Annotated in this window: 10 protein-coding genes; 4 read left to right on the top strand and 6 right to left on the bottom strand. The window is 59.7% G+C overall.

Annotated elements, in window-relative coordinates; genetic code table 11:
• Positions 1–32: 32 nt before the first annotated feature.
• Positions 33–506, top strand: a complete 474-nt coding sequence (locus KQ659_RS21265) for a hypothetical protein (protein WP_216690843.1) — start codon at positions 33–35, stop codon at positions 504–506.
• Between the two features lie 82 nt (positions 507–588).
• On the opposite strand, the gene KQ659_RS21260 is transcribed toward KQ659_RS21265, so the two are convergent.
• The 3 genes from KQ659_RS21260 to KQ659_RS21250 form a co-directional block, all read right to left on the bottom strand.
• Entirely contained in the window at positions 589–885 is a 297-nt protein-coding gene (locus tag KQ659_RS21260; protein WP_226930197.1) for a GAF domain-containing protein, read from the bottom strand.
• Positions 886–888: 3 nt separating this feature from the next.
• A complete protein-coding gene (locus KQ659_RS21255) occupies positions 889–1,149 on the bottom strand; it encodes a hypothetical protein (protein WP_226930192.1) in 261 nt (86 codons plus the stop codon).
• 306 nt (positions 1,150–1,455) lie between these two features.
• A complete protein-coding gene (locus KQ659_RS21250) occupies positions 1,456–2,358 on the bottom strand; it encodes an alpha/beta hydrolase (RefSeq protein ID WP_216690842.1) in 903 nt (300 codons plus the stop codon).
• Positions 2,359–2,930: 572 nt separating this feature from the next.
• On the opposite strand from KQ659_RS21250, the gene KQ659_RS21245 reads away from it, so the two are divergent.
• The gene (locus tag KQ659_RS21245; protein WP_226930190.1) at positions 2,931–3,641 is read left to right on the top strand and encodes an IS630 family transposase; all 711 of its coding nucleotides are present in this window, start codon (positions 2,931–2,933) and stop codon (positions 3,639–3,641) included.
• 489 nt (positions 3,642–4,130) lie between these two features.
• Here the strand turns inward: KQ659_RS21245 and katG are convergent, their stop codons facing one another.
• Positions 4,131–6,425, bottom strand: a complete 2,295-nt coding sequence (gene katG / locus KQ659_RS21240; RefSeq protein WP_226930187.1) for a catalase/peroxidase HPI — start codon at positions 6,423–6,425, stop codon at positions 4,131–4,133.
• Between the two features lie 358 nt (positions 6,426–6,783).
• Between katG and KQ659_RS21235 the strand changes: the two genes are divergently transcribed.
• The gene (locus KQ659_RS21235; protein ID WP_216690840.1) at positions 6,784–8,829 is read left to right on the top strand and encodes a HelD family protein; all 2,046 of its coding nucleotides are present in this window, start codon (positions 6,784–6,786) and stop codon (positions 8,827–8,829) included.
• A 261-nt stretch (positions 8,830–9,090) separates the two neighbouring features.
• Here KQ659_RS21235 and KQ659_RS21230 read toward each other — a convergent pair whose 3' ends face one another.
• Positions 9,091–9,462 carry a transposase gene (locus KQ659_RS21230; RefSeq protein ID WP_216690839.1) on the bottom strand — a complete coding sequence of 124 codons (372 nt, stop codon included), beginning with the start codon at positions 9,460–9,462 and terminating at the stop codon, positions 9,091–9,093.
• 42 nt (positions 9,463–9,504) lie between these two features.
• A complete protein-coding gene (locus KQ659_RS21225; protein ID WP_216726985.1) occupies positions 9,505–9,729 on the bottom strand; it encodes a hypothetical protein in 225 nt (74 codons plus the stop codon).
• Between KQ659_RS21225 and KQ659_RS21220 the strand changes: the two genes are divergently transcribed.
• Positions 9,728–12,547, top strand: a complete 2,820-nt coding sequence (locus KQ659_RS21220) for a GEVED domain-containing protein (protein ID WP_216690838.1) — start codon at positions 9,728–9,730, stop codon at positions 12,545–12,547. The two genes, KQ659_RS21225 and KQ659_RS21220, sit on opposite strands and share 2 nt — an antisense overlap.
• Positions 12,548–12,712: the final 165 nt, after the last annotated feature.

The raw sequence follows: 12,712 nt of genomic DNA, 5'->3' as shown, positions 1-12,712 counted from the left end.
ACTGGCCACAGTGCATCAACCAGTGTGCATCTTTGCTTAACAAACCTCATTGCCCCTCGCCCCAATGCTGCGTGGGTGGTGCCGTATACCCGCTTAGTGATTTTCTGTCGGCCCAGCGCATTCTTCACGATACCCCCAGCCTCACCATCTCCTACAGCTACGCCGACGACTGGCTGTACCTCGACTGGCCCGGCAAGCTCGATGACGAGTCCGTGATGGCTGGCGCCCTCAAAGTGCTTGAGCTACTGCAGCAGGAGCGGTGCGCCAAAGTGCTGAATGACAACACCCACGTTTCCGGCCTATGGGCCGATGCAGCCAAATGGGGGAGCGACATATTTTTTCCGCAGCTCTACGCGGTTGGCTGCCGCTACTTCTCGTGGGTGCATTCGGCCGAGCGCTACAGCCAGCTTTCGGCCGAGCTGGCCGTGGAACAAACCGCTGCCGGCATAATTTTTATGTCGTTTTCCGACCTGTCCACTGCCTCCGAGTGGCTTCGCAGTATGTGATGGCGAATGGTGCCCCTGGCTTTTTTGCTTCGCCTTAAGCCCCTGGCACCTGCCGCTTTTTGGTGCAGACTATTTGCCGGGTTCAGGCCTTGCGGGCCAGTTGCTGCTTTAACTCGGTCAGCTGCCGGTCATTCTCCTGCGCCGCCAGTCGTGCGGCCAGGCGTAGCTCAATCTCGTCCATCGCAATAGCGGCCATGTCCTGCAATATTAGTTTCTGGCCCTCGGTCAGGTAGCGCTGCTTCTGGTCGATGAGGCAAAACGTGCCCAGCATGTGGCCGTCGTGGGTCTGTAGCGGGGCGGCGGCGTAAAACCGTAGGCCAAACTCGCCTGCTACCAGTGGGTTGGCCAGGTTACGCGGGTCGCGGCGGGCATCCTCCACAATCTAAACCTCCTGCGAAAGAATAGCTGAGTCGCACAGCCCTCCGCCCCGGTCAATCTGCGCCGCGTCCAGGCCGTGGCGCGACTTAAACCAGATACGGTCCTCGTCTACCAGGCTAATGAGGGCTATGGGCATGTTAAAAACCTTGGCCGCCAGCCCGGCCAGGCGGTTCATGCTGCCATCTTCCGGCGTATCCAGAATATTGTAGCGCCTCAACACCTGCAGGCGCGCGGCTTCCGGGGTCGTTCCAATGGTCGTTATCATAGCGCAGGGAAGATAGGGCGGTGGACTGTTATTCGGGCCGAGTTGCTCCCGTGGAGCTTCTCGGCCTTCGTTTAACGCCTACGCACATTTGGAGGGGTATGATAAACGCGCTGCGGAAAAAAAGCAACCCAAAGAGGGCTGCGAACAGCCCAAAGATACCCAAGGTGTCCCTAACGACAAGGGTAATAACAGCGGCTTGAGCAGGGTTGGTCCTCGTCACTGACCAATCAGTATTGAAGCGTAGCGTCCGTACCACGATAGCCGTTTAATGGTTCCGGAAAACGGCCCAATTAGTTCTCTTCGGCTCTACTTCTGATCTAAAAACAGGAATATCTTCCGGTACGCCTCCTCCAGCTCGCTCGCGGAAGGGCTATGGTGACCCTCCGGCACGTAGAGCACGGTGTTTTTTTTCCGGTCCTGCTGGAGCTGGTCCACAAAGCGGGTAAACGTAACGGGCGGTACCTGGTCATCCTGGCCCCCGTGCCAGATAAAAAAGGGCGGGTCGCGCGGGTCCAGATAAGTGAGGGGTTCGTATTGCCGGGTTGTTTCTTTTGGCGCGTACCCGAGGGTTTCGGGGAACAGCGCCAGACCGATTTCTTTCATGACGGGCACCGGATGATTCATGAAAACCGCCTCCACGACGTCAAGCCCGCCCACCGGGCCGGAAAAGTTGACCACGCCGGCAATGTGGATGCCTGGCACGAGGGGGTGCGGGTAGGCGGGGTCATTGGCGGTCACGGCCACCAGGCTGGCGATGTGGGCACCAGCGGAAAAGCCCGTCAGCACAACCCGCTCCAGGTTCAGGGGGTAGGCGCTACGGTGCGCCGCCAGGAAGTTGAGGGCCAGCGTTAAATCTTCCGAGGCCACGGGAATGCCCCGCTTGAGCCGGTAGTTGAGGTTAACGACGGTGACGCCTTTCTTCAAATAAGGCTGAATGTACCGTTCTTCCCTGGCTTTGTCGCTGAGGTAATATCCTCCGCCATGCAGGAAAACAACGGTGTAGTTTTTGGCGTGGCGCTTCGCACCGTCGGCCGAGCGGTAAACGTCCATGGTCTGCTCCTTGTCGGCCCCATAGGGCACATCCTTGGTCACGACGTAGGTAGTCTGAACTTGGTCCGGGGTTTTGTCGGCCACGGCCGCCAGTTTCATGGAACAGGAGGCCGTGGCCATCGTAGCGGCCACGCGGAGCCAAATCAGGGGGGAGTGCATAAGAGCGAAGCGTTGAGCGAAAGCGAGCGGATGTGGCCCCTGCCGTTTAAGGCGGGGTTGCAGAGCAGCGGAGGCCACTGCCCCGTTCCCGGCGGGGCTAAAAGTAAGTACGGGCCGGCCTTGTTCTGAAAAGGGGTGCCAAAGTGGTCGGAATGGCAAACGAGCGTATCATTTCAGTGCGCCCCTGTCCGTCCACTTGCCCTACTACTTCGAAACCGGCTCGGTATCAGACAGCATGAGCCGGTTCGGCCCAGCGGGCTCCAGGTAACTGAGGACTGCTTAGAGCGGTTTCGAAGATAGTGTACGTGCTTTAGCTTTAGGCATATATTCGGAAATGAAAGCGTATTCACAAGATTTGCGGGAACGCGTGGCGGCGGCATGCGCCGAGCCGGGGGCCAAAACATACCAGGTCGCGGCTCGTTTTTGCGTGTCCCTATTGTTCACCGACAAGCTCTTGCGCCGCCAACGCACGAGCGGCTCGGTGGCCGAGTTGCCCCGTCATCCCGGCCCGGTCCCGCGCCTGGACGCGGCGGGCGACGAGCGCCTGCTGGCCTGCCTGCGGGCGCAACCCGATGCCACGCTGGCCGAAATCGGGCAGGCGCTGGTGGCGGCCGGCGGCCCCTCGTTGCAGCGCACGGCCGTGTGGCAGGCCGTGGAACGCCTGGGCTGGGGACGCAAAAAAAAGCGTCCACGCCGCAGAACGCGATACCGCGCGCGTCGTCGCCTTGCGCCGCTTGTTTATCGAAGCCATCCAGGAAGAAGAGGTGACTCGTTTTGTCTTCGTAGGTGAGACGAGCACGAACCTGACCTATTGCCGCCGCTACGGCCGGGCCCCAGCCGGCCAGCGTCTGGGCCAGGCCGTGCCGCTGCACGGCGGTCCGAACGGGACGCTCATCGCCGCCCTCACCCCTGAGGGCCTCGGGGCGCTGCTCACCGTCGAGGGAGCCGTTAATGGCGACGTGTTTGCCGCCTATCTCGACCAGGTGCTCGGCCCCACCCTGCGGCGGGGTGACGTGGTGGTCCTCGATAATCTGTCGGTGCATAAAGTGGATGGCCTGGCCGAAATCGGGGGGGGATATGGCGTGCGGCTGCGCTACCTGCCGCCCTATTCGCCCGATTTCAACCCAATTGAGCTGGCCTTCAGCAAGCTCAAAACCTGGTTGCGCCCCCTCAAAGCACGTACCCGCGACGCGCTTGAGCAGGCCATTATAGCGGCTGCCGCGTGGATATCCGACCAGGATGCCAAAAACTGGTTTGACCATTGCGAATATCATGTACAGTAACACCGAAACTGCTCTAACTGTGTTTTTCGGCACGTTAGCGTAGGCATTGCCGGCTCCGCCGCTGGTGCTGGCCCAGTGGCTCATGTCGGTCCAGGCGCCGGTTTTGCCCACCCAGTAGTAGCTGGCGGCGCGGGCAGTTGCACTCAGGCCCAGCAGGCAAAGCAGTAGGCAGAAGCACCTTAGCGCGGCGCTGACCAGGCAAGAGCCAGGTAAAGAAAATCGCATAAAGTATTCCGTGATGCCGGTTGCTAGGCCAACCGGGTACCAAAGAATATTAAATCAACAAACACCTGATAGACAGGTTATTGCTAATTATTTCAGTTGATTGTTTCTCCTGAGTGTGGCGTATTGTTCCAGCATCGGTAGCCGGGAATTGAGTTGCATCAGGGAAAGCAGCAAAGAGCAAGAGGCCCTGTCTTTATTGAAAACGACGCAAAGGGCATCGTTTTCAATAAAGACAGGGCCTCATAATCTCCGGTGGAGTCGGCGTTAAACTTTCACGTCGTAGCGGTCGAGCATCATCACCTTATCCCACGCCTTCACAAAGGCCTTCACGAAGCGCTTGTGACCATCGCTGCCAGCGTACACTTCCGCCACGGCGCGCAACTGGCCGTTGGAGCCGAAGATGAGGTCGGACCGAGTGGCCACGAAGCGGCTTTCACCCGTCGCGCGGTTGTCGAGCGAGAAGGTCATGCCCTTCGCGTCCGCCTTCTTCCAATCGAATTCCGTGCTTGTGAGTACGGTGAAGAAATCATTGGTAAGCACCCCCACGCGGTCGGTAAAGATGCCGTAGGGGGAGCCGTCGTGGTTGGCGTTCATGGCCCGCAAGCCGCCCGTCAGCGCTACCCACTCCGGCGAGGTGAGCGAGAGGAGCTGCGCCTTATCGAGGAACATCTCTTCTGGAGAAACGTCCTGCGAAATTTCGCCAAACCCCTTGTCGAGGTAGTTGCGGAATCCATCGGCCACGGGCTTGAGCCACGTAAACATCTCAATGTCGGTGAGTTCCTGCGTGGTGTCGCGGCGGCCCGGCGTGAAGGGCACCTCGGTTGCAACGCCCGCATCGGCCGCTGCTTTCTCGAGCGTGGCGCAGCCGCCCAGCACGATGAGGTCGGCGAGCGATACTTTCTTGCCACCCTGCTGCTGGCCGTTAAATTCGTCCATTACCGTGCGCAGGGCCGCAATAACCGGCACCGTGCGGCGGTTGACCGCCCAATCTTTTTGCGGGGCCAGCGCGAGCCGCCCGCCATTGGCCCCGCCGCGCTTGTCGCTGCTGCGGTGCGTGACGGCGGCCGAAAACGCGGTGTACACCAAATCAGACCCGGAAATACCCGCTGCCATAATCGACTTCTTCAGCGCCGCGATTTCCGCTGCTTCGATTACAGGGTAGTCGGCCACCGGGATGGGGTCCTGCCAGAGCAGGTCGTTCTCGTTCACCTTCTCGGCCCCGAGGTAGCGCTCGCGCGGGCCCATATCGCGGTGGGTTAGCTTGTACCAGGCCTTGGAAAAGGCCTGGGTGAAGGCGTCGAAATCGTTAAGGAATTTCTCGCACACCTTGCGGTATTCGGGGTCCTCCTTAAGGGCGATATCGGTCGTCATCATCATCAGGGCATTCATCTGGCCGGGGATGTGCGCGTCGGGCGTTTTGGGCGCATTCTTGTCAACCGGGGTCCACTGCAGGGCACCGGCCGGGCTCTTGGTCTGCTCCCATTCAAACTTGAACAGGTTGATGAGGTAGTCGTTGTCCCACTGGGTGGGGTTTGGCGTCCAGCTGCCCTCAATGCCGTTGGTCATCGTGTTTTCGGCATTGCCCGAACCTTTGGGGTTGTGCCAGCCCAGGCCCATCTGCTCCATCGGCGCAATCTCGGGCTGTGCCCCGATTTCGGCGGCTGGCACCATGCCGTGGCTCTTGCCGAAGGCGTGGCCGCCGGCAATAAGGGCCACGGTTTCCTCGTCGTTCATGGCCATGCGAGTGAACGTAATCCGAATATCATGGGCCGAGCCCAGCGGGTCGCCCTTCCCGTAGGGGCCTTCGGGATTCACGTAAATCAGGGATTGGAAGGAAGCTGCCAGCGGGTTTTCGAGGTCGTAGTCGGCATCGCCGTTCTGGCCGCGCCAGCGCTTGTCGCGCGACACCATGCTGTCGGGCGTGTTTACTTTCTTGCCGTCCCACACCTCGGGGCCCCAATAAGTGGCGTCGTCGGCCTCCCAGGCATCATGGCGGCCACCGGCGAAACCGTAGGTGGGGAAGCCCATGATTTCTAACGCGCAGTTACCAGTCAGCACAATAAGGTCGGCCCAGGACAGGGCGCTGCCGTATTTCTGCTTGATGGGCCAGATGAGGCGGCGCGACTTGTCGGTGTTGCCATTGTCCCACCAGCTGCTGATGGGTGCGAAGCGCTGCAGCGCCTCCCCGGCACCCCCGCGGCCGTCGGCAATGCGGTAGGTACCGGCCGAGTGCCAGGCCATGCGAACCATCTGCGGGCCGTAGTTGCCGTAGTCCGACGGCCACCAATCCACCGAAGAAGTCAGGAAGCCTTTGATTTCCTGCTTCAGCGCCTCCAGGTCGATGGCGTTGAATGCCTCGGTATAGTTGAAATCTTCACCGAGCGGATTGGCACCCGGGGCATTGTGGTGCAGCAGCTCCACGCGCAGCCGGTTGGGGTACCAGTCGGACAGGGTGGGCGAAGCGCCTTCGGCGCCGCCGATGCGGTCGCCGCCGAAGGGACATTTTCCGCCCATTTCGAATGTTTTGGTGTCGGTCTTGTCGTTGGTTATGTGCATCATACTGGTTTCGTGAAATGTCGTCGAATCTTGTTAGGCCGTTGGTGGCGCGCCGCTGCATCACTAAACAGCAACGCTTCAGGTTATTGTGAATCAAAAATCGCTGCTGCCCTTACCCTGGTCACAAGCTCAGGCAAATGGCACATGCTAATGCATAAGAAAATCCCTCAATGGCATCCCCGGTTAAACGCAGGCGCGAGCATTGCGGCTACATTCTAAGCAAACCTTAAGGCGCCTGATGCGGGCGAAGTACTAGCAGCAGCCCCATATAAATACCGGGCTGATTGAAAAGGTTATACCCAAAATTCGCCGGACCGAAATTTGACCTCACCTTTGCGGGCTATTTCCAAGCACTGTCGGGATGAACGCAACGCAACAAGAAGAGAAAGAATACCTGGAAGTAATTAAGGAGAAGCTGACGCTGGCCATTCGGCGGATAGATGGCTCCGTCCGGCAGTTTTCCGACGAGCTGCGGGAGAAAAAGGAGTACATCCATGAGCACCAGTCCGGCATGGACGATGCCGACATGGTGTCTGCTGGTCAGTCCATTGACCGCATGGCCTTTACCGGCGAAGCAGCCGTGGGCCGGAAACGGAAGCTGCTCAAGCTGGGGCAGTCGCCCTACTTCGGCCGCATTGACTTTGTGCCCCAGGGGCAGGCTAAACTGCCGGTGTACATCGGGGTGTATTCCTTTATGGATGAGCAGCGCCGCAGCCTCATCTACGACTGGCGGGCGCCGGTTTCGTCCATGTTTTACGACTTCGAGCTGGGCGAAGCCGCCTTCGCCACGCCTTCGGGCATGATTCAGGGCACCATTGAGCTGAAGCGGCAGTACAAAATCCGGGATGGCCGACTGGAGTTCATGCTCGAAAACGACGTGAACATTCACGACGACGTGCTGCAGCGCGAGTTGGCCAAGTCCTCCGACGACAAGCTGAAGAACATCGTGGCCACCATTCAGCGCGACCAGAACGCGGTGATTCGCAACGAAACCGCGCAGGTGATGGTCATTCAGGGCGTGGCCGGCTCGGGCAAAACCTCCATTGCTCTGCACCGCATTGCGTTCCTGCTCTACCGCTACCGCGAAACCATTGGGGCGAAGGACGTGCTCATCATCTCGCCAAATAAGGTGTTCGCCGACTATATCTCCAATGTGCTGCCCGAGCTGGGCGAAGAGCACATTCCCGAGCTGGGCATGGAAGAGCTGGCGGCCGATTTGCTCGACCACCGCTACTCGTTCCAGACCTTTTTCGAGCAGGTTTCCGCGCTGCTCGACAACCACGACCAGGCGTTTATTGAGCGTATCCGGTTCAAGTCGTCGTTTGAATTCCTCAGCCAGCTCAACCAGTACCTTATCTACGTCGAGAACAACTACTTTACGGTGAAGGAGCTGCGGGTGGGCAGCACCCTGGTTCCCCTGCCGTTTATGCTGGCCAAGTTCAAGACCTTCCACCGGGTGCCGCTCCTGAAACGGTTTGCGCTGGTGGCCGAGGAAGTACGGGCCTACGTGCGCGATGCCACCCGCCGCAAGCTCACTGGGCACGAAAAAAACATAATTGGAGAGGCCATTCCCCGCATGTTCCGCTTCCATCAGGTGCTGGACCTGTACCGGGATTTTTACCGCTGGCTGGGCAAGCCCGACCTATTCAACATCGACCACCGCCTGCACCTGGAATACGCCGATGTTTTTGCCCTCATCTACCTGCGCCTGCGCCTGGAAGGCATCAGCACCTACGACCACGTGAAGCACTTGCTGGTGGACGAGATGCAGGACTACACCCCCGTGCAGTATGCCGTGCTTTCGCGCATATTCCTGTGCCGCAAAACTATTCTCGGCGATGTCAGCCAGACGGTGAACCCGTACAGCTCTTCCTCGGCCGAAACCATCGAGCGCGTATTCCCGCAGGCCGATGTGGTGAAGCTGTACCGCAGCTACCGCTCTACCGTCGAGATTACGGCCTTCGCGCAGCGCATCACCCCCAACCCCCACATCATCCCCCTGGAGCGCCATGGGCAGGAGCCTGTGGTGGCGCGCTTCACGAGTAAAGACGATGAATTTCAGGCCGTTAGGCAGTTGCTCACGGCCTTTTTCAGCTCCGGAAATCATTCCCTGGGCATCATCTGTAAAACCCTGCGGCAGGCCGAAGAGGTATACCAGACGCTGGAAGCGCCCGGTATTTACCTGCTCACCGACGAGTCCACCACCTTCAAGGAAGGCGTCATCATCACCACGGCTCACCTGGCCAAGGGCCTGGAATTCGATGAGGTTATTCTGCCCTTTGTTTCCGCCCGCAATTACAAAACGGAGGTCGATAAAAGCATGCTCTACGTGGCCTGCACCCGGGCCATGCACCAGCTCACACTAACGCATACCGGCGATATCACGGCTTTTTTAGCCTTGTCATAACATCGTTTCGGGGGGGGGGGGCTTTAACTCTACTTTGGCAGGTTGTCGGTTGGGTGTAGGGGCGGGGTCGTACCCGGTAGGGCTTGTCCCCGCCCCTACATCCTGGAAGCCCCAATTAGCTCAACCTGCCAAAGTTGAGTTAGAAAGTGCCCGAAAATAGTAAAGAACGTCATTCCGAGCGCAGGCGAGGAATCTCGCGTCAATCGTGGTGGTTGTCCGCCTGCGGGCTGGCGCAGGCCAGGGGCTGGCCCCGGTTGTCGGCTAGGAAGAGGGTCGTGGTGGTGCGGGCTTTTTTGCGGCCCTGGTAGCCGACGGCTTCCCCCCGTTCTTGTCGGGCGTGTTGCTGCCGTCCAGCTGGACGCTGGAACAGTCGAGGTGGGCCCCGTTTTGGCGCAACAAACGGAGCCACACCGCTTGCCAGGACCCGTCCTTGCGCCAGGCATTAAAGCGGGCGTATACGCCCTGCCAGGTCAGGGATGCGCCCGTAAAAAACTGTTTGACCGGCAATAAGCGCCACTGACAGCCGCTGTTGAGCTTGTAGAGAATGACTTCTACCAACTCAACCGGCTCCACGACCGAGGGGCGGCCGTGGGTCGAGAACGGGAGCGCGGGCAGAATCCATTGGCGAATCATAGCTTTGGACAGGACTTACATTAAAATGCGAAAAAAGGAGTGTTACATCTCAAATTTCACGCTTTTTTGGGAGTCCTTTGACTTTCTAAACAGTTTCACTGTGTGGGAATTGGTATATTTCACCTGAATAGGCAGTGAATTGATGAAAAATGCCTTGTTGTGGCCTGCGTTGTTATTATTAACATCATTATTATCGAAGGCCCAATGTCCGCCAGCAGTTAACTGCACTCCCGGTTCGGCTTCATCAGCCAATACCCAATTTGGCATGGGCATCTACCGGGTTCGGCTGGCCAATCTCGATACAATCACCAACGGCAGTGCCGACGGCTACCGCGACTACAGTTGCCAGCGCCGAGCAAACCTGTTGCAAGGTTCGACCTACACCCTGCGCGTGCAAACCGGAACCTCGGCGGCCGAAAACGCAGTTGCGTGGCTGGACTACAATAATGACGGGATGTTTGCCGCTGGTGAGCGTATCCTTTACTCCCTGAATGCCCGGACTCACACGGTTAACTTCACTGTGCCCGCTACGGCCATACTCAATCAGGCCTTACGACTGCGCATTGCCGCTGACTACGCGAATAGTCCCATCCCCACGGCTTGTTCGACTCCCCAATACTCCCAAACCGAGGACTACCAGGTGCGCATTATGGCCGGCAACGCGGCCCCAGTGGCGCACTTCGCGGCGGTCGATTCCATTACGTGCTCCGGCGTGGTCGCCCTTCGGGACAACTCCTTTAATACGCCGGTGGCCTGGCGCTGGCGATTTGGCGACGGCACGACCAGCACCCAACAGCACCCGACCCATACCTACGCGGCGGCCGGTACCTATGCCGTGTCGTTGCGCGTGTGCAACCCCAGCGGTTGCGACTCGCTCACCCGACCAGCCTACGTGCGGGTACGTACCGATGGCCCGCGCACCAGTAGTTGCCAACCGGCCACACTGGCCTACTGCTGTCAGTTTGGGCTTATCCGCGTGCGCCTGGCCGGCCTAAATAATGCCTCAGTCGACGGACAAGCCGGCTACGAAGATTTCAGCTGCGCCCAGCGTGCCACACTCACCGCCGACCGGCCCGACACGCTACGGCTCACCACAGGCCCCAGCGCCCACGACGTGCGCGTGTACCTGGACCTAAACGACGACGGCCAGTTTAGTGGCGCAGCCGAGTTACTTTACCAGGGCTTGTCCGTGCGCAGCCCGGTCGTGCCACTCACGATTTCCTCGGCTTGGGCTCTGGTCTATAACAAAGCCCTGCGGCTGCGCATCGTGGCCGACATTGCCGGCAGCACTGCTACTAGCGCCTGTGGCCCCGTGCAGGCCGGCCAGGCCGAAGACTATTCCCTCGTCGTGGTACCGAATGCCGCGCCTCCTGCTTCGGCCTTTACGGCGCACTACGAGCGCCTGTGTGATTCCGTGCGGGTGGCATTTGCCAATACCTCGGTGGGCGGGGCAACCAGCTACCACTGGAACTTTGGCGATGGAACGACTTCTACGGCTGCGGCACCTCCTGCTCATCTCTACCTGACGGCGGGGGTGTACGAGGTGCAACTCGTCGCGCAGAATGCTTTTGGGCGCGACACGGCTCGGCAGCGGGTGGCCGTGGCCACCGCCTGCCCCAGCTACTGCGCCGCCGGGGGGGGCAGCAGCAGCGCCGGCCCGGCCTACTTCACGCACTTTCAATTCGCCAACCTGGACAACACCGACTTTCGGGGTCCTGGGGTGGGCTACCGCGATTTTACGGCCCGCTACGCGATGGTGCAAGCCGGCCAGAGCTACACCGTGCGGGCCGAGTCGCTGCCGTGGATTTTCTCGGGTCCCGGCCCGTGGGTGGCCGTGGAGGCGTGGATTGACTACAATCAGGACGGCGAGTTCGGTCCCTCCGAGCAAGTGAGCTCGCAGCCCCAGTTCAGCCCCCAAAGCGTGAGTATCACCATTCCCGCCGCGGCCAAAGCTGGAGCCACCCGGCTGCGGGCCATCATGCACAGCGTCACGAGTTTTGTGCCCACCAGCACGTGCACCCCGGGATTTATAAACGCCGCCGTGGAGGATTACACGGTGGTCATCGTGCCGCCCCCCGTGGCCCCCACGGCAGCTTTTGCCGCCGACCAACCGGCCAGCTGCAACCCCCTGGTGCAGTTTCGGGACCAGAGCGTGGCCGCCCCCAATCGGTGGCAGTGGTCGTTTGGCGACGGCGGCACGTCCACCCTGCAACACCCGTTGCACACCTACGCCGCGCCGGGTACCTACACGGTGACCCTGCAGGCCGGCAACCAATACGGCACCAACACGGCCACCCGCTCCGGTTACGTATCCGTGAGCGCCTCGACAAGTGGCCCCCGGCCGGCATCCTGCTTGCCTTCCCCAACGGCAGGCACCACGGGCGTGGGACATGGCATGGGCACCTTGGAAATTGGGCCGGTTTTCACCTATCATCAACCCGCGAATGCGCCCGGTTACCGGGACGAGACCTGCACGCAGGTCGCCATTGCACTTACGGCAGGGGCCAGCGCCTCCTTCTATTTTGCCGATTCCAACTACAGCGGGACCGCTTGCTTTGTGTGGCTCGATGCGAACGATAACGGCCTCTTCGAGGCTCCGCAAGAGTTGCTGTTTAATTCGTTGGCCACCGGATTCATCGGGGGTACGTTTCGCGGCATCATCACGGTGCCCGCGACCACGCTGCTCAACCAGCCCCTGCGGTTGCGCGTCGCCTGCTGGGGCATGCCCTTCAACACTCGGCTCACGACGGTTCCCGACCCGTGCCGCCGCCAGGAAGAACTGGGACAAGTGCGTGATTTCACTGTTCGGGTATCGTCGACGTTGAGTACGGTGCCGGCTGGGGCCGCTCCCACCAGTTGGTCATTGGCTCCAAATCCGTCTACTGGACTCGTTCGGGTGCAGGGGAGCTTTACCGGCCTAACGACTGTCGAAATACACGACGTAGTAGGGCGGTGCGTGTACAAAGCACCCGCGCGTCCATCAGTTGATGGAACGCTGAATCTGAATTTAACGGCTTTACCAAATGGAGTGTACTTGGTACAGCTAAACCATTCTGGCCAAGTGTCCCGACTTTTGCTAGAATGATTTTTGTTCGCAAATTGAAACCCTCCTTTTCCTGAACCGCTAAACTAACCAGCCGGCAAGTCCCGTCGAAGCCTGGACCAACTATTTTGTGTGGGTGTCGAGTTTAAGAAACTCGTCTATCAATCAAATTTTACGAAACCCCGTTTGAATTGGGTGTAATTCAAA

The sequence above is a fragment of the Hymenobacter siberiensis genome, assembly GCF_018967865.2.
GTDB classification, from domain to species: Bacteria; Bacteroidota; Bacteroidia; order Cytophagales; family Hymenobacteraceae; genus Hymenobacter; species Hymenobacter siberiensis.
Note: the sequence above shows the minus strand (reverse complement) of the source record. Positions and strands in the feature narration are given on the sequence as shown.

Bases quoted from the DNA above. Each gene is read 5' to 3' on its own strand.
- KQ659_RS21255 (WP_226930192.1), bottom strand. From the start codon at position 1,149: ATGATAACGACCATTGGAACGACCCCGGAAGCCGCGCGCCTGCAGGTG.
- KQ659_RS21250 (WP_216690842.1), bottom strand. From the start codon at position 2,358: ATGCACTCCCCCCTGATTTGGCTCCGCGTGGCCGCTACGATGGCCACG.
- KQ659_RS21245 (WP_226930190.1), top strand. From the start codon at position 2,931: ATGCCACGCTGGCCGAAATCGGGCAGGCGCTGGTGGCGGCCGGCGGCC.
- katG (WP_226930187.1), bottom strand. From the start codon at position 6,425: ATGATGCACATAACCAACGACAAGACCGACACCAAAACATTCGAAATG.
- KQ659_RS21235 (WP_216690840.1), top strand. From the start codon at position 6,784: ATGAACGCAACGCAACAAGAAGAGAAAGAATACCTGGAAGTAATTAAG.
- KQ659_RS21230 (WP_216690839.1), bottom strand. From the start codon at position 9,462: ATGATTCGCCAATGGATTCTGCCCGCGCTCCCGTTCTCGACCCACGGC.
- KQ659_RS21220 (WP_216690838.1), top strand. From the start codon at position 9,728: ATGGGCATCTACCGGGTTCGGCTGGCCAATCTCGATACAATCACCAAC.
- KQ659_RS21225 (WP_216726985.1), bottom strand. From the start codon at position 9,729: ATGCCAAATTGGGTATTGGCTGATGAAGCCGAACCGGGAGTGCAGTTA.